Here is a 23,588-nt window from a genome sequence, read left to right on the forward strand (position 1 = left end):
GCTACTGATGCTTCCCCACACGTATTTGCGAAGGTGGGTGGGAGCCACGGGACGACGTCCCGTGGCCGCGACCTGTCGAACGAGCGGGAGGGTGCCGATCGCATGCAGACGGCGATCAGACGACGCCTGAACGAGCTGGGGCTACGCAGTCGCCTACGGGCCCGGCCCCGGTTGCAGGGACGGATCCTGGCCCCGGCCGGGTTGCGCCGCCGGCTGCCCAGCGCGCCGGGCCTCTACTTCCCCTTCTATCACGACGTGCCCGCCGAGTACGCCCGTGACCTGCGCAACCATCTGCGCGCCCTGCAGCGGATCGGCCCGATGGTCGGCTGGGACGAGGCGATGCGATACCTGTCCGGTGCCCAGCCGCTGACCGGACCGGTGTTCTGCCTGTCCTTCGACGACGCCCACCTGACCTGGCGGGACGTGGCCGCGCCGATGCTGCTGGAGATGCGGGTGCCGGCGATGTTCTTCCTGACCTCCGGCATGGTCGGCCGGCCCGGGAACCTGAGCTGGAACGACTGCCGGCAACTGGTGGCGTCCGGGTTCGACTTCGGCTCGCACACGGTCACCCACCACCGGCTGTCCGATCAGGACGACGAGGCCGCGGCCCGGGAGATCATCGACTCCAAACGGGAGATCGAGGACGAGCTCGGCGTCGAGGTCCGGGACTTCGCGGCGCCGTACGGCCACCCGGCGGTCGATTTCCGCGAACGCGACGTGACAGTCGCCCGGGAGGCCGGGTACCGCAGTTTCTCCAGCACCCTGCGCCCGGCCATGCACGCCGGCGACTCCCCGATGTGTATCCGCCGGCAGGGTCTGCACCCGGCCTGGCCGATCCTGGCCGTGAGGACCCGCGTCCATGACTGACACCCGAACCGGCACCCGGATCTACCTGTCCCCGCCCGACGTCACCGACCTGGAGCGCGGACTGCTGCTGGCGGCCTTCGACTCGAACTGGGTGGCCCCGGTCGGCCCGGACCTGGACGCCTTCGAGGAGCAGGTGGCCGAGCGGGTGGGCGTACGGCACGCGGTGGCGTTGAGCAGTGGCACGGCCGCGCTGCACCTGGCCCTGATCGCGGCCGGAGTCCGGCGTGGCGACACCGTGCTGGTGCCGTCGTTCACGTTCGCCGCGACCGCCAACGCCGTGGTCTACCTGGGCGCCCGGCCGGTCTTCGTGGACTCCACCCCGGACAGCTGGAACGTCGACCCGGCACTGGTGGCCGAGGAACTACGGGCCCGGGCCGAACGCGGGAACCTGCCCCGGGCGGTGATCGCGGTCGACATGTACGGCCAGTGCGCCGACTACGACCCCCTTCTCGAAGCGTGTGACAGGTACGGCGTACCGCTGATCGAGGATGCCGCCGAAGCCCTCGGTGCCACCTATCGCGGGCGGGCGGCCGGGTCGTTCGGGCTGGCCGGGGTGCTCTCCTTCAACGGCAACAAGATCATCACCACGGGTGGCGGCGGGATGCTCGTCACCGACGACGGCCGGGTCGCCAAGCAGGCCCGGCACCTGTCCACCCAGGCCCGCGAGCCGGTCGCGCACTACGAGCACCGGGCCGTCGGTTACAACTACCGGCTCAGCAACCTGCTCGCCGCGGTGGGCCGGGGCCAGTTGCAGCGTCTGGACCGGATGATCGCCGCCCGGAAGGCGACGTTCGACTTCTACCGCTCCGAGATGCCCGATCTCACCTTCATGCCGATCGCCCGCTACGGCGAACCCAACTACTGGCTCACCTGCGTGCTGACCGGCGGCGAGGGCGACCGGGACCGGCTGCTGGCCGCACTGAACAGCCGCGACATCGAGGCCCGGCCGGCCTGGAAACCGATGCACCTGCAGCCGGTCTTCCAGGACTGTGTGACCCGCGGTGGCGGGGTGTGCGCCGATCTGTTCCGCCGCGGGGTGTGCCTGCCCAGTGGTTCCGCTCTGACCGACGACGACCGGAGACGCGTCGTCGACGCGGTTCGGGAGGGCTGAGACGCCATGCACATCGTCTACATCCACCAGTACTACTGCAATCCGCAGATGGCCGGGGGGATCCGCTCGTACGAGCAGGCCCGCCGGCTGGTCGCGCGCGGGCACACGGTCGACGTGATCACCACCGACATCACCCCGGGGGCACGGCAGGCCGGTTGGACCACGACCGTCGAGGACGGCGTCACGGTCCACTGGTTCAAGGTTCCGTACAACAACAACATGTCGTATGCCCGCCGCCTGCGGGCCTTCGCCGAGTTCATGGTGCTGGCCGCCGCGAAGGCGGCGAAGCTGCACGCCGATCTGGTGTTCGCCACCAGCACGCCACTGACCGTGGCGGTGCCCGGCGTGATCGCCGCGAAGCTGCGCCGGGTGCCGTTCGTGTTCGAGGTCCGCGACCTGTGGCCCGAGGTGCCGATCGAGCTGGGCGCGCTGCGCAACCCGGTGCTGCGGAGAGTGGCCGGCGGGCTGGCCGACTTCGCCTACCGCAACGCGTCCGAGGTGATCGCCCTCTCCCCCGGCATGGCCGACGGTGTCGTCGCCCGCCGGCCCGGCACCCCGACCACGGTCATCCCGAACGCCGCCGACCTCGAACTGTTCCGGGTCGATCCGGAGGAGGTACGGCGGTTCCGTGCCGCCCACGACTGGCTGGGCGACCGTCCGCTGATCGTCTACACCGGCGCGCTGGGTGTGGTGAACGGCGTGGAGTACCTGGTCCGGGCCATGCACACGGCCACCAGGGCGGATCCCGACCTGCGCTTCCTGATCGTCGGGCACGGCAAGGAGTGGGAGCCGACCAAGGCGCTCGCCGCCGAACTGGGCCTGCTGGACCGGGTCGTGCACATGTGGGAGAAGGTGCCGAAGTCGCAGCTGCCGGTGATCCTCGGCGCGGCCACCATGTCCAGCAGTACGGTCCGGCCGATCCGCGGGCTCTGGGACAACTCGGCGAACAAGTTCTTCGACGCCCTCGCCGCGTCCCGGCCGATCGCCATCAACTACGGCGGCTGGCAGGCCGACCTGCTCCGGCAGACCGGGGCCGGCCTGGTGCTGGACCCGGTCGACACCGAGTCCGCAGGCGCCGAACTGGCCCGGCACCTGCGTGACGAACTGTGGCTGAAACAGGCTCGGGACGCCGCGTACCGGCTGGCCGTGGAGCAGTTCTCCCGTGACCTGCTCTTCGAGAAGTTCGAGGCGGTGCTGAACCGGTCGGCACAGCTCGAACCCGCCAACACCTGATTCGGGGGAACAGTGGAACTGCGTGCGTACGTCCGGGCCTGCCGGCGCCGATGGCTCTGGCTGCTGGTGCCGGTGCTGGTCGCCGCCGGCATCGCGGCCGGGCTGACCATGGCCGGCGCGCCGGGCCACAAATCGTCGATGGTGCTGTACGTCAGCTCGGGCAACTCCGACCCGGACTCGGGGGCGCGGCGGCTCAACTCGTACATCGCGCTGCTGACCGGGCCCCGGGTGGCGCAGGCGGTGGTCGACCGGATGGGCCCGGAGATCACCGTCGAGCAGGTGCAGAAGAGCCTGTCGGCGCAGATCCGGGAGGGCACCGACCTGCTGGAGATCGCCGCGGTCGACCAGGACGCCGACCGCAGCAAGCAGATCGTCACCACCGCGGCGTCGGTGCTGGTCGGGCTGGCCCGGCAGATCGGCGCACCGGCCGACCCGGACGCCGGACCGGCCACCCAGGTGTCGATCGTGCAGGACGCGGTCACTGCCGACGAGCCGAACGACATGGCCCGCAACGTCGGGTTCGCCGCCGTGCTGGGCCTGCTGATCGGGGCCTCCGCGGTCGCCGTGAAGGAGGCCACCGGCCGTACCGTCGCCGAGGAGGACGACCTGCGGCGGCTCGGCCTGAACGCGGTCGGCACCATCTCGATCGGTGGCCGCTCCCGCGACGACCACCCGGACCAGGCGCTCGCCGAGGCGTTCCGCCGGCTGCGCAGCCTGCTGCCGGTGCTGGCCGAACACCCGGCTCCGACGGTCCCGGCGCGAGGCCGTTCGCTGCTGCTCACCGGTGCCGGCCGTAAGGAGGGCACCACGGCCGTCACCTGCGGCCTGGCCATCGCGATGGCTGAAACGGGGGCGCGGGTGGTGCTCGTCGACGCGAACATGCGGACACCGGGGATCGGGCGTTACCTGTCGCTGGACGCGGCGCCCGGTCTGGCCGAGGTGCTGGCCGGTACCGCCCGGGTGCCCGACGTGCTCCAGGACTCGCTCGGCGGCCGGGTGACCGTGCTGCCCGCCGGGGAGCACGCGCCCGACCCGGGTGAGCTGCTGGCCTCGCCCCGGCTGGGCGCGACCGTCCGCACGTTGACCGAACGCTACGACATCGTGCTGGTCGACGGTCCGGCGTTGCAGGGTGTCGCCGACGCCACCGTGATCGGGCAGGTCACCGACAGCGCGCTGCTGGTGGTACGGGCCGGACGGACCCGGACGGCGGACGTGGAGAAGTCGATCGACCTGCTCCAGCGGGTCGGCGCCAAACTCGCCGGTGCGGTGCTGAACGCGTTGCCGCGCAAGCTGCCGGAGAACGGTTCGTGGCACGGCCCGGCCGAGGTGGGCACCGGCATGGACAGCCCGGATCTGGTGTTCGGGCTGGATCCGACACAGTCGCCGCGGCTCGACGACACGTTCGTGTCGCTGCCGGTGGTGGGCACCGCCCGCGGCCGGGCCCGGGTCGCCGACACGGAGAACGAGCAGTCCCCTGACGTGCCGGCCCAACGCAGCGGCGCCGACGACGACGCCGACGAGGAGCAGCAGCGCAGTGAGTGACCTACGGATCGGGATCCGGCAGGCCGGCCCGATCGCCCTCGCCGGAAAGGTGCTGCGGGAACCATCCGTCCAGCTGCTCGCGTCGCAGGTGCTGACCGGTGCGGTGGCGATGGCCGCGAACATCCTGATGGTCCGGTCGCTGAGCCCGGCCAACCGGGGCGAGGTGGCACTGCTGCTCCAGGTCGTCTACCTGGCCACCCAGCTGCTGCTGCTCGGTACCGAACGCAGTTTCGTGGCGGCCTACCACAATGTGTCGCCCGCTCCGGCCGTTCGTGCCTACGCGCGGCTGCTGGCCGTACCATGCCTGCTGTTTCTCGGTGGTGCGGTGATCTGGCAGATCGCCGCACCCGCGCATCTGACGCCGGGCCCGCTGATCGTCGCGATGCTCGCCTGGTTCGCGCTGATCGAGGCGACCAGCCTGGCCACCCGGTCGATCGCCATCGCGGTGGGGCGGGTCCGGGACTTCCTGCTGGCCCGGGTGATCGAGGCGTTGCTGCTGTTCACCATGCTGGTCGGGCTCTATGCCGGGCACGCCAGCCACCCGGAGTGGTGGTTCCTGGCCTACCTGATCGCCGGGGCCACGCCGACCGTCGTCTACCTGGTGATCTGGCTGCGGCTGCCGGTGGTCGCCGACGCCGGCCCGATCCGGCCGGAACAGAACCGGCAGGTGCGGCGGGAGGGGCTGTCGCTGTTCCCGGCAGCCCTGTCGAACATGGCCATGCTGCGGGTGGACCGGCTGGTCATCCCGGCGCTGGCGTCGACCGCGGCGCTCGGCCACTACACGTCGGTGGCGACGATGACCGAGCTGCTGGCGTGGCCGATCCGGGCGTACGCCGACTCGCGTCTCGGCAAGTGGCGGGCCTCGCACAACTCCGGTGGCCTGCGGGCGGCGCCGATCGTGGCCGCCGCGGCCGTCTACGTGCTCGTGGTGGTGCCGCTGGTGGCCGGTGGCCTGTATCTGCTGATCGAGCCGCTGTTCGGGCACGAGTACGCGGACGCCAAGGTGATCGTGCTGCCGCTGGTGGCGGCGGCCGGCCTGTACGCGGTGTCCCGGATCAGTCTGGGTCTGCTGATCGCCAAGGGGCACGGCGGTCTCGTGTCGGCCGCCGAGATCGCCGGGTTCGTGGTGAGTTTCGCCGCCTACCTGCTGCTGATCCCCCGGCTCGGCATCCTCGGCGCGGCCTACGGCTCGCTCGCCGGTTACGGCGCCTGTCTGGTCTTCGCGATGGCGGCGAGCCAGATCGTGGGCCGACGTTGAGAACGCCCGGCCTGCTGCTGATCCTCGTCGCGATCGGCGGCCGGTACACCCTCGACCGGGCCGGGCTGCTCGACCTGGCCTGGGTCGACCTGCGGGTGATCGGCCTGGTCGTGGCACTGGTGGCGCTCGGGCTGTCGGCCGATGCCAAGGCCCGGCCGGTGATCGACCGGGAGGGCTGGCTGGTCGCCGCCCTGTTGTTCTTCCTCTTCCAGATCGCCTCGGCGCTGTGGGCGCCCCCGGCCGCCCGGGTCGGCCCGCAGGTCCTGGACCTGGTGCTGCTCGGTGTGCTGGTGGTGGCGTTCTACCGGTATTCGCTGTCCGACCCGGCGGCGGTCGCCCGGTTGACGTTCCAGCTGTTCTTCGTCGCCGCGATCGTCTACGCGCTGGCCGCCATCTTCATCAGCGGCCCCGGCGAGCAGGGCCGCTACTCGGCGTTCGGCGGCGGGCCGAACGTGTTCGCCCGGATCGAGGTCCTCGGGGTGATCAGCGCGGTCGCGCTGTTCATGCTGACCGGCCGGATCCTGCCGCTGCTGGTGATCCCGCTGTTCCTGCTGGCCACCGTGCTGTCCGGGTCGCGCGGCACACTCGTCGCCGGTGGGGTGGTCGGTTTCGCCGCGTTGCTCAAGCTGCGGCACCGGTTGCGCGGCTCGGCGATCGTCGGGGCCGGGCTGGTGGCGGTGGTCGCGGTCGGCGCCATCTGGGCTTTCGCCCCACCCGAGTTCACCGACCTGTTCCAGGAACGGTTCGTTGAACAGACCGTGCAGGAACAATATCTCTCCGGGCGGACCGACATCTGGATGGCCGCCGTCGACATGTTCTTCGACCATCCGGTCGCCGGGTCCGGGCTCGACGGCTTCTACGGCCTGATCGGCGTCAACCAGGCCGTCGAGTATCCGCACAACTACGTGCTGGCGGTCGCGGCCGAGGGCGGGCTCGCCGGGCTGGGCCTGCTCACCGCCTCGGTCCTGCTGTGGACCCGGCTCGTCCGGGGTGGCGGCGCCCGTCCCCAGCTGACCGGCCTGACCGTGTCGGCGACCGTCTTCGTGGCGCTGTCCGGTCTGTTCTCCGGCGACTACTACGACTCCCGGCTGGCCTGGATGTTCGCCGGACTGGCCGCGGCCACGGCGCTGGTGCCGGTGGCCGACCGGGTGCCGGTGACGGCCCGATGAAGCGGCGCACGATCCTGGCCGCCGGGCTGGGCGGGGTGCTGGTGGCCGGCGCGACCGGGCTGCACCTGGTCCGCGGGGCGAGCGACGACGACGTTCCCGAGGTGCGCGATCCGATGCCGGCCGAGCCGCCCGCGGTGGAGCAGGTGTCGAAGATCAAACCGGTCTCGTACTGGACCGGGATCTTCATGAAGAGCTGGGAGTTCGCGTACGGCAACGCGACCCCGTTGAGCCGGTCCAAGGACAGTCGCGACCACTACGACCTGGCGTACGACGTCGACGCGTGCACCGCGATGTACCGGGCCACCGGCCAGCGCCGCTACCTGGACCGGGCGCTGATCTGGATGGAGAACGTGGTCGCCGCCTCGGCCCCGTCGACGTCGCTGGCGAAGAGCTCGTTCGGCGACCGGTTCCGGGGCTGGGGGTCGAGCCGGGCCGGTGGCGGCGGCGACGAGGTGCCGCTCTACGAGTCGTACCTGTGGCGGTACGGCACCAACCTGCTGGTCGCCATGAAGGATCTCACCGACGCCGGATACCGGGCCAGGTACCAGCGGCTGCTGGCGTTCGCCGAGGTCGACGTCTTCGACAAGTGGTACACCCGCGGCCCGAAGAGTTACCTCTACCGCGAGCGCACACACATGGCCGCGCATTGGGCGCTGATCGCGATGAACATCGCCCACCTCACCGCCGACCAGACCCGCAAGGCCCGCTGCAACACGGTCGTCGACCAGATCAGCACCCAGTTGCGCCGGCAGTTGCGGCGCAACCCGGCCGAGCCGACCGCCTGGTTCTGGAGCGACGTGTGGGACTCGGCGAAACGGCCCGGTCAGGACGTCGGCCACGGCAACGGCGTGGTCACGTACGTGGTCGAGGCCCGCGACCGCAACCAGGGTTGGTCGGCCGCCGACGTGGCCGCCTTCTCGTCCCTGCTCACCAAGGTGATCTGGCCGGGCGGGACGACCTATCACGCCTATGTGGACGGCACCGGCGTCGACAACGGCTGGTGGTCCGACGGCTTCGTGAAGCTGGGCCGATACGACCCGGCCGTGCAACTACGGCTGGAGCGACACCAGGTGGTGAACGACCAGTTCGCCGCGAACATGGCGCTCAACGCCCGCCTGCTGCGGGCCTGAGCACCGGAAGGGAAATCAGGAGATGACGGCATCGCTGCTGGAACCGGCGGCACGCGAGTGGAAGGAGACGCTCCAGCAGGTCAGTCACGACATGTACCACGTGCCGGACTACGTCGTCCTGGACGCGCGGCTCTACGGCGGCGCGCCCGCCGCGTTCCATTTCGAACAGGACGGGCGGCGGTTGCTGATTCCGCTCATCCTGCGGGACATCCCGGGCACGGACCTCAAGGACGCGATCTCGCCGTACGGCTACCCGGGTCCCGTGGGCTCCACCGATGATCCCGCTTTCTGGGACGCGGCCTGCTCGGCTTTCATCGACGTCCTGTCTGATCTGAAGGTCATCTCGGCGTTCATCCGCCTGCATCCGCTCCTCGCCACCCCGGTCCTCGCCGACCACGGGAAGCTGGTGTACCACGGCGAAACCGTGTCGATGGACCTGACGGTCTCCGAGGATGAGATGTGGAAGCAGACCCGCGCCGACCATCGCAACCACATCAACCGGGCCAAACGGGCCGGTACCGAGATCGTGTTCGACGACTGGGGGCGGCTCGGCGAGTGGGTCGAGGTCTACCACGACAACATGCGGCGGGTCGGCGCCACCTCGTACTACTTCTTCACCCGTGAGCACCTGTCGGCGCTGCACGACGCGGTCGGCGACAAGATGCACCTGGTGGTGGCGCTGGAGGACGGCGAGGTCGTCGGGGGCAACACCTTCTTCTCGTACGACGGGATCGCCACCGGTTACGTGTCGTCGACCCGCCGCGCCCCGAAACGGTACGCCGACGAACTGCTCTACGACTCGGTGCGACGCTGGTGCAAGTCCCGGGGGGACAAGGTGTTCCACCTGGGTGGCGGCAAGGGCGGGGCGAACGACTCGCTGTTCTCGTACAAGGCCGGGTTCTCGCCCAGCCGGAACGCCTTCCACACCTGGCGGGTGATCACCGACCCGGAGGCGTACCGGCGGCTGGTCCGCGACCGCCGTCCGGACGCCGATCCGGCCGACCTGACCGCCACCTTCCCGGCCTACCGTTAGGAGCCCCGTCATGCGGATCACCTGTGTCGGCGGAGGGCCCGCCGGACTGTACTTCGCGACGCTGGCGAAGCTCGCCGACCCCGGCAACGAGGTCACCGTGGTCGAGCGCAACCCGGCCGGCGTCACCTGGGGCTGGGGGGTGGTGTTCTGGGACGACCTGCTCGACGACCTGTTCCGGTACGACCCGGTCAGCGCCGATCGGATCTGGGAGGCGGCCTACAAGTGGGACGAGTACGAGGTCCGCGCGACCGGCAAACCCACCAGCCACCTGCCCGGGTACGGCTTCAGCCTGGGCCGCCACAGGCTGCTGGAGATCCTCTCCGAGCGGGCGGTCGAGCTGGGTGTGAACATCACCTGGTCCGACGAGCTGACCGACCTGGCCGACCTGCCGCCGTCCGACCTGGTGGTGGCGTGCGACGGGGCGCGCAGCCGGATCCGGGAGGCGCACGCCGAGCACTTCGGCGCCGAGGTCGAGGTGGCCCGTAACAAGTACATCTGGCTGGGCACGCCGAAGGTGTTCGACACGTTCACCTTCGGGTTCGAGCAGACCTCGGCCGGGTGGATCTGGTTCCACGCCTACCCGTTCGACGCGAAGACCTCCACGTTCATCGTCGAGTGCACCCCGCAGACCTGGTCCGACCTGGGCTTCGACACTCTCGACGCGCGGGACGGCACCGAGCGGCTGCGGCAGATCTTCGCGTCCCATCTGGACGGCGCCGAGTTGATCGACCACCGGGCCGAGGTCGGGCGGACCGGTTGGCAGAGTTTCCGGCGGGTCACCGCGCACCGCTGGGACCACGGCAACCTGGTGCTGATGGGCGACTCCGCGCACACCACCCACTTCGCGATCGGCTCCGGCACGAAGCTGGCCATGCAGGACGCGATGGCCCTGGCCGACGCGGTCGCCTCCGGCGACGATCTGGCGGTGGCCCTGGAACGGTACGAACACCGCCGCAAGGCGGCGATGGCACCGTTGCAACGGGCGGCGCGAGCGAGCAGCGCCTGGTTCGAGAAGATGCCGGAGTACGCCCACCTGCCGGCCGGCCGGTTCTCGTACGCCCTGTCGAACCGCCGCGGCGAATACCCGACGTGGCGTTACCTGCTGCACATGGCGACACAGACGACGGTCCCGCGCACCCTGCTGCGGTGGACGCTCAGCGCCCGCCGGTGGAGCCGGGCCCGCCGCCGGACCGACGGCGGTCAGGTCACCACCGGACACGCGATCCTGCCCAACACCGCGTAGCACTCGAGGAAGGGACGGCCGATGGCCGAAGGCGCCCTGCTGGAACCCGGCGACCCGGCGTGGACGGACGCGTTGCGGCGCGTCCACCACGACGTGTACCACCTGCCCGGATACGTGACCCTGGACGCCCATCTCGCCGGGGGTACGCCGGTCGCGTTCCGGTACGACGAGATGGGCCAGGTCCTGCTGCTGCCACTGGTGCTGCGGCCGGTCCCCGGCACCGGGCTGCGGGACGCGGTCTCGCCCTACGGTTACCCCGGGCCGGTCAGTGACGTCCCACCGTCGGACACCGGTTTCTGGACACGGGCCGCCCGGCACATGGCGGCGCTGCTGCGCACCCACGACGTGATCACCGTCTTCGCCCGGCTGCACCCGTTGCTCCCGGCGCCGGTCGCGGCCCTGGCCACGGCACTTCCCGGCGCCGGGACGGTGGTGCGGCACGGCGAGACGGTGTCGGCCGACCTGACGCTCACCCCCGAGCAGCTGTGGCACGACACCCACCGCACCCATCGCAATCAGATCAACAAGGCGAAGCGAGCCGGGGTACGGATCGTCTTCGACGACTGGGATCTGCTGGCGCCCTGGGTGGCGACCTATCACGCGACGATGCGCCGGGTCGGGGCGACCGATTTCTACTTCTTCGGACTCGACCACTTCGCACGGCTGCGCGCCGCTCTGCCGGATCAGATCCATCTGGCGGCGGCCGTACGCGACGGCGAGGTGCTGGGCGGGAACCTGTTCTTCGCCCATCGGGGGATCCTGCAGACCCATCTGCAGTCCACCCGGGACGGTCAGATCTGGTGGGCCGACAAACTGCTCTACCACGCGGTCCGGCTGTGGGGCCGGGACCGGGGTGACCTGGTCCACCACATCGGCGGCGGGGTGGGCGGGGCGGACGACTCGCTGTTCCGATACAAGGCGGCGTTCGCGGCCGGGCGGCAGGACTTCCACACGTGGCGGGTGGTCACCGATCCACTGGCCGTCGAGAAACTGTGCGGAATGCCGACCGACGCGATGATGGCCGGACGCTTCCCGCCCTACCGATAGCCCGTCATCGGTAGCGTTCCACCAGGCCGGCCAGGATGTCGTGGGTGCGGCGCAGGTCGGCCATCTGTGACTCGATGCGGTGGAGCTCGCCGGTGAGCCGGTCGGCCAGCCACGGGGTGCGGATCGACTCGTCGGCCACGCACGGCAGCACGTCACGGATGGTCGCCGTCGACAGGCCCGCGGCGAGGAGGCTTTTGATCAGCGTGACCCGGTCGATCGCGGCTTCTGGATAGTGGCGTTGTCCGCCCGTACCCCGGAGGCTCTTCAGAAGCCCTTGATCCTCGTAGTAGCGCAGTGACCGCGCGCTGGCGCCGGTCGCGGCGCTGAGGTCACCGATCCGCATGCGTGTCTCCCCGCTCACATCTCCTTGAACCTTACATCGGTGTCAAGTCTTAGCGTCCCGGCATGACTTCTCTGCTGAGCCCCTTCGCCATCGGCGACCTCAAGCTGGCGAACCGCCTGGTCATGGCCCCGATGACGCGGTTCCGGTCGCCCGGCGGGGTGCCGACCGCGGAGGTCGCCGACTACTACGCGCGACGGGCGGCGGGCGGCATCGGGCTGATCGTCACCGAGGGCACCCTCGTCGGGCATCCGAGCGCGAGTCACGAGACGACCGTGCCGCGGATGACGGCCGGTGTCGCCGAGGCGGGCTGGCGGCTGGTCACCGACGCCGTGCACGACACGGGCGGCCGGATCGCGGCGCAGCTCTGGCACCTCGGCAGTGAGCGCCGGCCGGTCGACGGGAGGGAATCCTGGACACCGTCGACCATGTCGGTGTCCGATATCGACACCATCGTGGAAGCGTTCGCGGAGTCGGCGCGGGTCGCCGTGCTGGCCGGATTCGACGCGGTGGAGATCCACGCCGCGCACGGATATCTGCTGGACGAGTTCCTGTGGCCGGTCACCAACCGTCGTACCGACGCCTACGGCGCCGATCGCAGCCGCTTCCCGGCCGAGGTGGTCCGGGCGGTCCGGGCCCAACTCTCCCCGGAGACCCCTTTGATCGTACGGTTCTCCCAGTTCAAGGAACGCGACTACGACGCCCGTATCGCCGCGTCCCCGGGTGAACTGGAGTCGCTGCTCACGCCGCTCGCCGATGCGGGAGCCGACATCCTGCACGCCTCGCAGCGACGCTTCTGGGAACCGGCGTTCGCCGGCTCGCCGCTCAACCTGGCCGGGTGGGCGCGGAAGCTGACCGGCCTGCCGTCGATCACGGTCGGCTCGGTCGGCCTGAACGGTGATCTCCCGGAACTGCCCCGGCTGCTCGACGGCCTGTCCACGGGCGAGTTCGACCTGGTGGCGGCGGGCCGCATCCTGCTGGCCAACCCGTCCTGGGCGTCGCTGCTCACCTCGAACCGTCTCGCCGACGTGCGTGGCTACCAGAAGTCCCACGAGTCGGTCTACTTCTGATCGGCCCTGCGATGACCCAGCCGATATGACCTCACGGAGATCAACCACAGGTCATTCATAGACTTCGATGTTTTGCTGCGGGCTCCCCCAACGGCAGAAGGAGGAACCCATCATGCAGGACCCCTCTCCCTCTATGCAGGACAACGACGCGTTCGTGCGCGAGGTCCACGACAAAGGTCTCGCCTACGACCTTCCGGTGATGTCCCGGCGGCGGATGCTCACCGCGGTCGGTGGCGCCGGAGCACTGGCCGTGGCCGGTGGCACCCTGCTCGGCGGCTCGGCTGAACCGGCACTCGCCGCGTGCGCGGCCGAGGTCGACTCGGAGACCGCCGGACCGTACCCGGCCGACGGCTCGAACGGCCCCAACGTCCGGGTGCTCTCGGGCATCGTGCGCAGTGACATCAGGTCGTCGTTCGGCACGTCGACGACCACCGCGCCCGGTGTCCCGCTGCAGTTCTCGCTGACCGTGCTCAACTCGGCGTGCACACCGACGGTCGGCGCGGCGATCTACTCATGGCACTGCGACCGGGCCGGACGATACTCGCTGTACTCGTCGGGCGTGACCAACCAGAACTACCTGCGCGGCATCCAGGTGACCAACTCATCCGGCACGGTGACGTTCACCAGCATCTACCCCGGCTGCTACGCGGGCCGGTGGCCGCACATCCACTTCGAGGTCTACTCGTCGCTGGCCGCGGCCACCAGCGCATCCGGACTGATCAAGAAGACGTCGCAGATCGCGCTACCCGAGTCGATCTCCCGAACCGTCTACGCCAGCGCCACCGGCTACTCGCAGAGCGTCACCAACCTGAGCCGAATCACCCTGGCCGGCGACATGGTCTTCGGCGACGACCTGGCAGCAACCCAGATGGCCACCGTCACCGGTTCGGTGTCGGCCGGTTACGTGGCAAACCTGACGATCACAGTTCCGTAGGGCCCCCGACCCCCTCCACCCGAACGGCCGCCGCCTTCCTCCTCTCTCGGCGGCGGCCGTTCGCTTCCCCCACACCCCGATCCGCCACCCACCCCAACTCCCTCACCGCCCCACCCACCCCACCCCACACCACGCCTTCGCCTCGCCGCACGACGCCATGCCGCACGCCGCCGCATCACGCCACGCACGGCCTCGCCGCACGACGCCACGCGACGCCGCACCACGCCTCGCCGCACGACGCCGCACCACGCGACGCGACGCCGCACCACACCACGCACCACCTCGCCGAACGACGCCACGCCACGCCACGCACCGTCGCGCTGCACGACGCCGCGCCGCCCGGATCTTGCACGAAATGCGCTCTCGGGCCGGCCTTGCAAGCTCCTCTACACCCGAGCGCGACCGCCAGGAAGCGTCACCGCCGGAGACCCGGGCATGCCGCCGCGATCTTGTGAAGTTTGCGTCGTCTGAGCAGCCACAGACTCACAAGATCGACGTGGTGGGCGCCGCCTAGCGATGATCTTGTGAGTTTCGGGGCGCGCGAAGGGCACAAGCTCACAAGATCGACAGCACCAGGGCGAATGGGGCGGATAGAACAGACGAAGCGGATGGAACAGGCAGACGGAGCGCGCGGACGGGCAGGCAATAGCGCGCGGACGGGCGAACAGAAACGCGGCACGGGCACGGACGGGCGGCGGGTGGCGGGCGGTGGGCGGGCGGTGGGGGTTTGGGCGATTGTGGTGGGGATAGGCTGCGGCGCGTGCGCGAATCTGGATATCTTGATGCGGTTCGGTCGTCCTATGACCATGTGGCCGCCCACTACGCCACTCTCTTCAACGACGAGCTCGCTGATGAGCCGATGCTGCGGAGTGTTCTGGCGCTCTTCGCCGAGCTGGTGATCGCGCCCGGGAACGTGTTCGCTGAGGACGGATCCGGTCTCGTTTCGGCTGGGCCCGGCCGCGTCGCCGACGTCGGGTGTGGACCCGGGCACCTGGCCGCCTTCCTGCGTGGCCGTGGCCTGGACGTCTTCGGTGTGGATCTCTCACCCGGCATGATCGCCCAGGCCAGTGCGACCTATCCGGAGCTCCGGTTTGAAGTCGGTTCGATGACCGATCTCGATCTCCCTGCGGAGAGCCTGTCCGGGCTGGTCGCCTTCTACTCCACGATCCACTTCCCGACCCCGGAGTTGCCGGCCGTCTACGGTGAGTTCCACCGGGTGTTGAAACCGGGTGCGCCGCTGCTGCTGGCGTTTCAGGCCGGCGACGAGCCTAAACACTTCACCCATGCCTGGGACCACGACGTGAACCTGACCATCCATCGCCGCCGCCCGGAGACCGTCACGAACCTGCTGGCCGAGGCGGGCTTCCGCACGATGCTGACCTCCGTCTACGAGCCCCCGTCACGGCCCGGTCGCCCCCACGCCTACGTGATCGCCCACCGTCTTCCCTGAGATCGTCAGACTCCCGAAGCTTACGGACGTCATGGAGCTCAGGGGTGTTCTCGGACCGCCGAGACGACTTCGGTGATCGACTCCCCGGAGCGCACGGGCGGGTCAGATCAGGACGCCGTCAGACCAGGACGCCGGCCTGGGTCGGGGCGGGTTCGGCGGTGGCCAGTGTGACTCGGGTTCGTTGCTCCTCGCGTGGCAGCGGGACCGCGCCCGCACCCGCGGTCGGCCTGGGCCGCCGGGGTACGGTACGCCCGGCACTACCGCCTCGGCCGGGGTAGATCAACAGGCCGTTCACCGGGTCGGGCGCCGCGTCCAAGGCGGCCTGGACGGCCGGCAACGCGCGGAAGTCGGGCCACGTCTCCTCGGAGTCGAAGGCGATCTCGAAGAGGACACCCCACCCGAACACGTGCCAGGACCACTCCTTGGCACCGAAGGAGACGGCCGCGGACACCATGGTCTCCTGGTACGTGTCACGCCATCGGGCAGCGGACGAATGCGGCCCGTCCAGAATCTCGATCGACCACCAGTAACGACCCATATCGACCACCACCATGGCATTCGGGTGCCATCGATGCTACTGCGCGGCCGGGCCCGCCCGGCGGGTTCCGGCGGATTCGGCCGCAACTCGGCACACCGGGCGGGGTCGACTCCGACCGGTCCATTCCTTCGCGAACCGGTCGGCGGGCCGTCGTCATCGCGGTGAATCGGCCGGCGGCGCGCTCCGGTCCAGGGCGGTGAGGACCAGGGTGACGCTCTCCTGGGCGGGCGCGGGGCCGAGGGCGCCGGGGATCGGTTCCTCGTCCCATATCGTCCGGCGGATCGGGCCCGGGGTGTACAGCCGACGCCGGTCCGGGCCGGCGATCAGGTAACGACCGTCGCCGAACGGGCGCACCCAGGCCAGCGCCGGGTTCTGCGGGGCACGGACGAATCTCCGGAGGCCGAGGTCGAAATGGCTGGTGGACGGGTGAAGTGCACGCAGGCGGGGCTCCTCTGCGGCGGCCACGAGGAAGTCGCGCAGCTCGTCGCGCCGGTCATGACGCGGTGGATCGGTGAGCATGCGGCGCCAGGTGAATTCGATCGCCTCGGGCTGGCCGCGTTCGAACGCCTCGGCCAACCCGTGGTACTTCACGAACGGCCAGGCGGCGTGGAGTTGCCGGAGGTCGGCACCGCCCAGGTACACGTCCACGGCCGCGGCGATGGGGGCGAGGTCCGGCGCTGAACCTTCGGCCATCCGCATCCCCGACATCCAGAAGTCGACGACGAAGGCACGCTCGCCGGACATCAGGTGGACGTATGCGTGCCGGTCGCCGTCGCTGACGACCGCGTGGGTGTGGACCCAGCCGGGAGACGACACATGCTCGGCCTTGAGCCGCAGGCCGAGCTGGTCGAAGGCGTTCTGCAGGGCGGCCCGGAAGCTTCCAGCGGCGACCACGTCGGGATAGTACGGATTGTCCCACTGGCTCGACGGCATCGATCCACGTTAACCGCAGCGAACCAGGCCGGCCCGAGACGCAGGAACCAGCCCGGTCAGCGGGTGGGCGGTCAGGCTGGGGAGGCGGGTCCGGAGGGCGGCGGTCAGGCGGCGGTCTTGCCGGAGTGGTGGGAGGTGGGCAGGGCCGCGTGGCGCGGGGTGGCGAGGCGGCGGGGGCGGTGCAGAACGGGCTGGGCGCCGGGGGCCGGGGCGGTCCGGGACTCGGGGAGTTGCGGGCCGGCCCAGGCCGGGATGGCGTCGGGGGCGGCCAGGGTGCGGTCGGGCGGTATCCACAGTGGCTGGGGCGTGGTCGCCGAACCGAACCACATGAACGAACCGTAACCGCGGACCAGTGGGGGTTGCAGCGCCGGCCAATACGCCTCGGCGGGAATGGACAGGCGCCACGCCTCGGCGGGCAGCAGGGCGCCGGCCCGCGGCGGCGGGACCACCACGGCGCCCGCCTGCAGGTGAACCGGGACCGGGTCGTCGCCGGCCGGGGCCACCGCGGCCGGGGCGGAGGCCAAGACGATCGCGGAACCCACCGTGACCAGGCCGGCGGCCAGGGCGGGCAGCTCCCAGCCGGGGCGGACCGTGTCGCCGATCAGGGTCAGGGCGATGATCGACGGGAGGACCACCTCGCCGGTCCAGTGGACGGCGGTCACCCGGCCCACCTCGCCGCCCTGCAGCGCGCTGGCGTACAGCAACATGCCGGTCAGGGCGAAGGCGATCATCGTCCAGAGGACCGGCTCGGTGACCACGGCGACGGCGCCGGTGGTGAACGAGCGCATCTCCTCCTCGGGGAACTGCAGGGCCCGGCCGGAGATGGCGGCGCCGCCGAGGGAGAAGCCGCCGATCACGGCGATCAGCCCGGGGCGGCCGGTCTTGGTGGCGCCGTAGCCGAGCACCCAGAGCAGCACCAGCGCCGACGCGAGGCCGATGCGGACCTGGGTGGACGGCAGCATCTCGTGCTGCTGTCCGGCGGAGAGGGCCAGCACACCGAGGGCGCAGGTGGTGCAGACGATGGCGGCGACGTCACGGGGGCGCAGGCGCGAACCGAGGAACAGCCAGGCGGCGACCGCGGTGACGGCCAGTGAACCGGCCAGGACCGACTCGACGACGTAGACGGCCAGGTGCTGGAGGGCGACGATCGCGCCGATCCAGGCGACGATGTCGAAGACGATGCCGATCAGGTAGAGCGGATGGCCGAGCGTGCTGGCCGTACTGTGGCTGCGTTTGGCGCCGATGGCCTGCAGGATCGACCCGGTCGCGTAGCTGAAGGCGCCGAACACGGCCATCCCCAGCGCGAACCAGCTCATGGAGGTCATCGCACACCCCCGACAAGATCACTCTGCGTGGACCGGCAAGTCACTCTCGGATCATAAAGCTCCGGAAAGATCCATGCGAGCGAATCCCTCGATCGACTCCACGATGCGCGCGAGATCGGCCTGGGTACAGCGGTGGTCGACGGGCAACGTGAGCATCCGGTCGGCCAGGTCGGCGGCCTCCTCGTCGCCGCTCCAGAAGCCGTTGCGGTTCTGGCGCCAATGCACCGGGGCGAAGATCCCGACCTCGGCGAGGTACGAGAGAAGGCCGTCCCGTTCCGACTCGGAGGAGAGCACGAGTTGCACGCGGAAGCCCCCGGTGCCCAGCACACCGGCCCCCAGCGCCGTGGCCACCTCTTGCGCGTTCCGAGCGCACGACGACCGTATCCCCTCGATGTCCAGAAGCGGCAGCAACGCCGCGGTGACCGCCGACGCCTCCGCCGCACTGCCGAGAAGTTGCCGTTCGCCCTGCTGTTGCAGGGCGCGGAAGCGGTCCCGCGGGATCGGCTGCCCGTCCCGCCACGCGGCCTTGAGCAGCATCGCCGCGAGTTTCAGCCCGGCTGCCTGCGGCCCGGTCCCGGAGGGTCGCGGCAGGTCGAGCCCGGACGGTGACCAGAGCAGGCCGCCGTCCGGGATGGGCAGGGTCTTGCGCAGCGAGGCGACCGCGTAGGCGGCGGTGCTGGTCCGCGCCCAGTCGCTGAACGGGTCGTGCGAGTGGTCCTCGATCACCGTGACCCTCCGGTGGGCGAGTGCCCAGTTGTGCCAGGCGGTGCCCTCCTCGCGGCCGAACAGGTTCTGGGCGAGGACGACGTCGCCGTCGGCGGCCCGCAGCGTCTCCCAGCGCGGGCCGTCGTCCGGCAGGTGCCGATAGAAGGTGACCGGGATCTGCTCGCTGAGGAACTCGGCCACGCCCATGCAGAAGTAGCTGGGCACGTGCAGCCGTCCGGTCGGGGCGAGCGCGCGCAGCAGGCTGCTGAGCGCGCCGCATCCGGTGGCGAACAGTTCCCGCCGGGCGGGCAGCCACCGGGGCAGACCGCCCCGCTCAGGGTCGAGCAGGGCGGCCGGGTCCCAGTGGAACTCCGAGCCGATCTCAGGCGGCACGGCTGACTTCCGCGTCATCCTGGACCGACTTCTGGCGGGCGATGTTGATCTGGTCGACGTGGACCGGGGGCTCACCGCGGTTCAGGGTCACCGCGGTCCGCCAGATGATCTTCAGGTCGAGAGCGGGTGACCAGTTGTCGACATACCAGCGGTCCAGCACGAACCGCTGCGCCCAGTCGATGTCGTCGCGGCCGTTGACCTGGGCCCAGCCGGTGATGCCGGGTTTCACCTCGAGCCGGCGGGCGTCCTCCGGCGAGTAGCGGGCGACCTGCGGCAGCACGTCCGGGCGGGGGCCGACCAGGTTCATCCGGCCGGACACCACGTTGATCAGCTGGGGCAGCTCGTCGAGGCTGGTCCGCCGCAGGAACCGCCCACACCTGGTGATCCGCGGGTCGTTCTCGACCAGGCCGAACGGGTCGTCGATGCCGAGCTGAGCGCTCATCGCGACCGAGTTGTGGACCATCGAGCGGAACTTCAGCATCCGGAACGGGACGCCGTCCTTGCCGGCCCGGTCCTGGACGAAGAGGACACCCTTCCCGTCGGCGATCCGGATCCAGGCGGCGACGGCCAGGATCACCGGGGCGAGCAGGACGAGCATTCCGAGGGCGGTCAGCCGGTTGAGGGCATTCCAGATCAGGCGCACGGTCTCCTCTTTCTCCTACAGCGACTCGACGGTCGGGCCGGTCAGGCGATGCCTGGTGTCCAGCACGTAGGGCGCGTGCTCCAGGACCAGGTCCAGGTCGAAGTCGTCGTGGTCGGCGAGCAGCACCACGGCGTCGGCCGCGGCGATCTGGTCGGCGGTGAGCGCGACCATCCCGACCCGGCTGTCCACGTGCGCGTCCTCGATCACGTGTGGGTCGGCCGCCCGGACCTCGGCGCCCATGTCCAGCAGCAGCGACGCGACCCGGCGGGCCGGCGACTCGCGGGCGTCGCCGCTGTTCTTCTTGTAGGCCAGGCCGAGCAGCAGGACCCGCGACCCGTTGACCGCCTTGCGGCGCTTGTTGAGGGCGGCGACCAACCGGCGGACCACGTAGTCGGGCATGTGGTTGTTGATGTCGTTGGCCAGCTCGACGAAGCGGAAGCTCTGGCCGAGGGTCCGCTGCACCCGCCACGACAGGTAGGACGGGTCGATCGGCAGGCAGTGGCCGCCGACACCGGGGCCGGGTACGAACCGCATGTAACCGAACGGCTTGGAGCTGGCCGCGCCGATCGCCTCCCAGACGTCGATGCCGAGGTCGTGGGCGTACACCGCGAGCTCGTTGACCAGGGCGATGTTGACGTGCCGGAAGGTGTTCTCGAGCAGCTTGGCCAGCTCGGCGACCTTCGGGTCGGAGACCGGCACGGTCTTCTCCACCACCGACGCGTAGAACGCCTGCACCATGGCCAGCGACGCCGGGTTGATGCCGGACACCACCTTCGGGGTGGTGACCAGGTTCCACTCCCGGTTGCCGGGGTCGATGCGCTCGGGGCTGTAGCCGAGATGGAAGTCGACCCCGGCGATCAGCCCGGAGCCCTCCTCCAGCAGCGGCGCCACCAACTCCGACGTGGTGCCGGGGTAGGTGGTCGACTCCAGCGCGACGGTCGCGCCCGGCCGCAGGTAGCGGGCCAGGGTGCGGGCCGAGTCCTCGATGTAGGTGAGGTCCGGGCTGCCGTCGCGCAACGGGGTCGGCACCGCGATCACCGCGACGTCGAAGCCGGCACAGGCCCGCGGGTCGGACGACGGGTGGAACGAGCCGGTGGCCAGCACCCGCTGCAGGTCGGACGAGGACACGTCGTCGACGTAGGACTCACCGGCGGCGAGCCGTTTGATCCGCTCGTCGTCGACGTCGAAGCCGACGACGGTGTGCCCGACCTCGGCGGCGCGGACCGCGAGCGGCAGCCCCACGTAGCCCTGACCGGCGATGACGACCCGCATGGGAGTTTTCTCCTTGATGGGTTTGCTCATGGGATTGCTCATGGGTTTGCGAACATTCCGGGCGGTCTTGTGCCTGCGGCTCATGGATGCGGGCCGAACGGGACGGTGGCCGACTCCGGGCGGCGCTGCTTGCCGGCGAAGACCGGATGCGGCGACTTGGGCAGGGCGGGGCTGTCGGCCAGCCAGTGCAGGACGGCGATCAGGTCGTCCCGCGGCGACGACGGGTCGAGCAGCGACAGCACCGCGCCGTCCAGCGGCGGCACCGGGGCCTGCGAGATCAGCGGGTGGTTGGGGCGGTGGTCGGTCTCGTTCGGGCCGAGCAGCACCTCGGCCAGCTTCTCGGCCGGCCGCAGACCGGTGTAGACGATCTGGATGTGCTGGTCGGCGGCGTCGGCGATGCGCTTGGCGACGTCGGCGATGCGTACCGGCTCGCCCATGTCGAGGATCAGCACCTCGCCCTTGCTCTCCAGCGCGCCGGCCTGGATGACCAGTCGCACCGCCTCCTGCACGGTCATGAAGTAGCGGGTCACGTCCGGGTGGGTGACGGTGATCGGGCCACCGGCCTCGACCTGGGCGGCGAACGCGGTCAGCACCGAGCCACGCGAGCCGAGCACGTTGCCGAACCGGACACTGCAATAGGTGCCGGTCGCGGCGGCGTCGGCGGCCGCGGTGAGCCGTTCGGTGATCCGCTTCGAGTAGCCGAGGACACTGCACGGATCCGCGGCCTTGTCGGTGGAGATGTTGACGAGGCGCTCCACGTTGTGGCGCATCGCGGTCTGCAGGATCTGGTACGTGCCGATGATGTTCGTCTTGAGCGCCTCGGACGGGTGCATCTCCAGCAGCGGCAGGTGCTTGAGGGCCGCGGCGTGGAAGACGACGTGCGGCTTGTGCTCGGCGAACACCTCGTCGAGACGCTGCTGGTCACGGATGTCGGCGACGACCAGGTTGCGGTCGTCCAACTGCCCACGACCATCGATCGACAGTTGTACGGCGTGCAGCCCCGACTCGTCGCGGTCCAGCATCACCAGCTTCGCCGGGTTGAACCGGGCCAGCTGGCGGCACAGCTCCGAGCCGATCGAGCCGCCCGCACCGGTGACCAGCACCCGTCGGCCCTCCAGGTAGCCGGCGACGGCGGCCAGGTCGATGCCGACCTCACGGCGGCCGAGCAGGTCCTCGTGACTGACCGGACGGAGATCCTCGACCCGGACGGTACGGCCGAACAGCTCCACCACCGGCGGGACCACCTTGAGGTCCACGTTGAGCGGCTGGGCGAGCTCGGTCAGCGCCCGGATCAGGTCGGCGCCGGCACTCGGGATCGCGATCACCACGGCGTCGGCCTTGAACCGGCGGACCACCTCAGCCATGTCGTCGCGGGTGCCGACGACCGGCACGCCCATCACCCGGAACGTGCGTTTGGCCGGGTCGTCGTCGAGCAGGGCGACCGGGACGTACCGGCTGCGCGGGCTGCGCAGCATCGCCCGGATCACCTGGGTGGCACCCTCACCGGCGCCCATCACCACGACCCGGCCGCCGTGCTCGGGCGACGGGCGCAGCCGGCTGTCCTGCAGCGAGCGGACCATGTAGCGCACGCCCGCGGTCAGGACCAGCGCGAACAGGCCGGCCGCGATGATCGCCGAGCGCGGCACGAGACGGCCGAGCAGGGTGTCCAGGACGAGCAGCACGGGCACGGTCACCACGGCGGCCCGGACCAGGGCGGCGATCTCCTCGAAGCAGCCGTACGCCCAGCGTCCGGTGTAGAGCCCGAAGTTGATGCCGGCCGCGGTGTGCACGACCGCGGCGAACGCGGACAGCACCACCAGACCGGTGAAGTCGACCTCACCGACGTGTCCGTCGTGCCGGAGCAGCGTCGCGATCAGCAGCGCGGCGCCCAGGGCCACCGCGTCGACGGCCGCGCGAGCCGCACGGCCGGGCAGGGTTCGGCGGTACCACGGAGCCGGGTGTGGACCCGGGCCGCGCCAGTCGCCGGGAGTCGCGTCGGCGCTGCTGTCGCCGGACGCTCGTCGCCGTACCTGCATGGAATCCCCCTCGTACGATGCCGGCCCGCGGTTCGTCGCCCGAACGTCGTCGCGCGAACAAGGAAAAGCGAGCCGGCGCAAATGCATTTCCGGACACGAAATGCCGCCGTGACTCCCTTTAGTGAAATTAGCGTTGCAGCCTTCGGGGGGCGGTTCACAGTAGCAATTGTCATACGCTACGTGAGTAAATCTCATTTTCCTTTGATCGGCATTTCCACGGATACGTACGGGTATCCCGACATGGCCATTCGGGGGAGGATGTCATATCTACGGCGAGAAGCTCTCACCTTAGGCATGACATCTGCGACTTCCGTTG

General features: G+C 70.3%; 21 protein-coding genes. 13 read left to right on the top strand and 8 right to left on the bottom strand.

Annotated elements, in window-relative coordinates; genetic code table 11:
- Positions 1-102: 102 nt before the first annotated feature.
- Genes Q0Z83_RS31605 through Q0Z83_RS31650 form a run of 10 tightly spaced genes read left to right on the top strand, consistent with a single transcriptional unit; the run spans position 103 to position 11,633 of the window.
- Entirely contained in the window at positions 103-867 is a 765-nt protein-coding gene (locus Q0Z83_RS31605; RefSeq protein ID WP_317786891.1) for a polysaccharide deacetylase family protein, read from the top strand.
- The gene (locus Q0Z83_RS31610) at positions 860-1,978 is read left to right on the top strand and encodes a DegT/DnrJ/EryC1/StrS family aminotransferase (RefSeq protein ID WP_317786892.1); all 1,119 of its coding nucleotides are present in this window, start codon (positions 860-862) and stop codon (positions 1,976-1,978) included. The genes Q0Z83_RS31605 and Q0Z83_RS31610 overlap by 8 nt, the downstream gene beginning before the upstream one ends.
- 6 nt (positions 1,979-1,984) lie before the next feature.
- Positions 1,985-3,211 (top strand): glycosyltransferase family 4 protein, encoded by a 1,227-nt coding sequence (locus Q0Z83_RS31615; RefSeq protein WP_317786893.1) that lies wholly within the window; start codon positions 1,985-1,987, stop codon positions 3,209-3,211.
- A gap of 12 nt (positions 3,212-3,223) precedes the next feature.
- Complete coding sequence (locus Q0Z83_RS31620) at positions 3,224-4,753, top strand: polysaccharide biosynthesis tyrosine autokinase (protein WP_317786894.1); 1,530 nt, start codon at positions 3,224-3,226, stop codon at positions 4,751-4,753.
- The gene (locus Q0Z83_RS31625) at positions 4,746-6,011 is read left to right on the top strand and encodes a lipopolysaccharide biosynthesis protein (protein ID WP_317786895.1); all 1,266 of its coding nucleotides are present in this window, start codon (positions 4,746-4,748) and stop codon (positions 6,009-6,011) included. The genes Q0Z83_RS31620 and Q0Z83_RS31625 overlap by 8 nt, the downstream gene beginning before the upstream one ends.
- On the top strand, positions 6,008-7,180 hold the full coding sequence (locus Q0Z83_RS31630) for an O-antigen ligase family protein (protein WP_317786896.1): 1,173 nt from the start codon (positions 6,008-6,010) through the stop codon (positions 7,178-7,180). The genes Q0Z83_RS31625 and Q0Z83_RS31630 overlap by 4 nt, the downstream gene beginning before the upstream one ends.
- The gene (locus Q0Z83_RS31635) at positions 7,177-8,310 is read left to right on the top strand and encodes a hypothetical protein (protein ID WP_317786897.1); all 1,134 of its coding nucleotides are present in this window, start codon (positions 7,177-7,179) and stop codon (positions 8,308-8,310) included. Before Q0Z83_RS31630 ends, Q0Z83_RS31635 begins: the two co-directional genes overlap by 4 nt.
- Positions 8,311-8,332: 22 nt before the next feature.
- Positions 8,333-9,343, top strand: coding sequence for a GNAT family N-acetyltransferase (locus Q0Z83_RS31640; RefSeq protein ID WP_317786898.1), 1,011 nt, complete (start codon positions 8,333-8,335; stop codon positions 9,341-9,343).
- Positions 9,344-9,353: 10 nt separating this feature from the next.
- Positions 9,354-10,586: an FAD-dependent monooxygenase gene (locus tag Q0Z83_RS31645; RefSeq protein WP_317786899.1), complete on the top strand. Its 1,233-nt coding sequence runs from the start codon at positions 9,354-9,356 to the stop codon at positions 10,584-10,586.
- Between the two features lie 21 nt (positions 10,587-10,607).
- Positions 10,608-11,633 carry a GNAT family N-acetyltransferase gene (locus Q0Z83_RS31650; protein WP_317786900.1) on the top strand — a complete coding sequence of 342 codons (1,026 nt, stop codon included), beginning with the start codon at positions 10,608-10,610 and terminating at the stop codon, positions 11,631-11,633.
- Positions 11,634-11,637: 4 nt separating this feature from the next.
- Here Q0Z83_RS31650 and Q0Z83_RS31655 read toward each other — a convergent pair whose 3' ends face one another.
- Positions 11,638-11,976 (bottom strand): MerR family transcriptional regulator, encoded by a 339-nt coding sequence (locus Q0Z83_RS31655; protein WP_317786901.1) that lies wholly within the window; start codon positions 11,974-11,976, stop codon positions 11,638-11,640.
- Between the two features lie 62 nt (positions 11,977-12,038).
- Between Q0Z83_RS31655 and Q0Z83_RS31660 the strand changes: the two genes are divergently transcribed.
- The 3 genes from Q0Z83_RS31660 (at position 12,039) to Q0Z83_RS31670 (ending at position 15,427) form a co-directional block, all read left to right on the top strand.
- Positions 12,039-13,043, top strand: a complete 1,005-nt coding sequence (locus Q0Z83_RS31660; RefSeq protein WP_317786902.1) for an oxidoreductase — start codon at positions 12,039-12,041, stop codon at positions 13,041-13,043.
- A gap of 112 nt (positions 13,044-13,155) precedes the next feature.
- Entirely contained in the window at positions 13,156-13,977 is an 822-nt protein-coding gene (locus Q0Z83_RS31665; RefSeq protein WP_317786903.1) for a dioxygenase family protein, read from the top strand.
- A gap of 760 nt (positions 13,978-14,737) precedes the next feature.
- Positions 14,738-15,427 carry a class I SAM-dependent DNA methyltransferase gene (locus Q0Z83_RS31670; protein ID WP_317786904.1) on the top strand — a complete coding sequence of 230 codons (690 nt, stop codon included), beginning with the start codon at positions 14,738-14,740 and terminating at the stop codon, positions 15,425-15,427.
- A gap of 118 nt (positions 15,428-15,545) precedes the next feature.
- Here Q0Z83_RS31670 and Q0Z83_RS31675 read toward each other — a convergent pair whose 3' ends face one another.
- The 7 genes from Q0Z83_RS31675 to Q0Z83_RS31705 form a co-directional block, all read right to left on the bottom strand.
- Positions 15,546-15,965 carry a hypothetical protein gene (locus tag Q0Z83_RS31675; RefSeq protein WP_317786905.1) on the bottom strand — a complete coding sequence of 140 codons (420 nt, stop codon included), beginning with the start codon at positions 15,963-15,965 and terminating at the stop codon, positions 15,546-15,548.
- A 153-nt stretch (positions 15,966-16,118) separates the two neighbouring features.
- The gene (locus Q0Z83_RS31680; RefSeq protein WP_317786906.1) at positions 16,119-16,898 is read right to left on the bottom strand and encodes a DUF6193 family natural product biosynthesis protein; all 780 of its coding nucleotides are present in this window, start codon (positions 16,896-16,898) and stop codon (positions 16,119-16,121) included.
- A gap of 104 nt (positions 16,899-17,002) precedes the next feature.
- Positions 17,003-18,214 (bottom strand): hypothetical protein, encoded by a 1,212-nt coding sequence (locus Q0Z83_RS31685; RefSeq protein ID WP_317786907.1) that lies wholly within the window; start codon positions 18,212-18,214, stop codon positions 17,003-17,005.
- 60 nt (positions 18,215-18,274) lie between these two features.
- A complete protein-coding gene (locus tag Q0Z83_RS31690) occupies positions 18,275-19,321 on the bottom strand; it encodes a hypothetical protein (RefSeq protein WP_317786908.1) in 1,047 nt (348 codons plus the stop codon).
- A complete protein-coding gene (locus Q0Z83_RS31695; RefSeq protein ID WP_317786909.1) occupies positions 19,311-19,964 on the bottom strand; it encodes a sugar transferase in 654 nt (217 codons plus the stop codon). The genes Q0Z83_RS31690 and Q0Z83_RS31695 overlap by 11 nt, the downstream gene beginning before the upstream one ends.
- 15 nt (positions 19,965-19,979) lie before the next feature.
- On the bottom strand, positions 19,980-21,236 hold the full coding sequence (locus tag Q0Z83_RS31700; protein WP_317786910.1) for a nucleotide sugar dehydrogenase: 1,257 nt from the start codon (positions 21,234-21,236) through the stop codon (positions 19,980-19,982).
- A gap of 80 nt (positions 21,237-21,316) precedes the next feature.
- Complete coding sequence (locus Q0Z83_RS31705) at positions 21,317-23,272, bottom strand: nucleoside-diphosphate sugar epimerase/dehydratase (protein WP_317786911.1); 1,956 nt, start codon at positions 23,270-23,272, stop codon at positions 21,317-21,319.
- Between the last annotated feature and the right edge of the window lie 316 nt (positions 23,273-23,588).

This window comes from Actinoplanes sichuanensis (assembly GCF_033097365.1).
Lineage (GTDB): Bacteria > Actinomycetota > Actinomycetes > Mycobacteriales > Micromonosporaceae > Actinoplanes > Actinoplanes sichuanensis.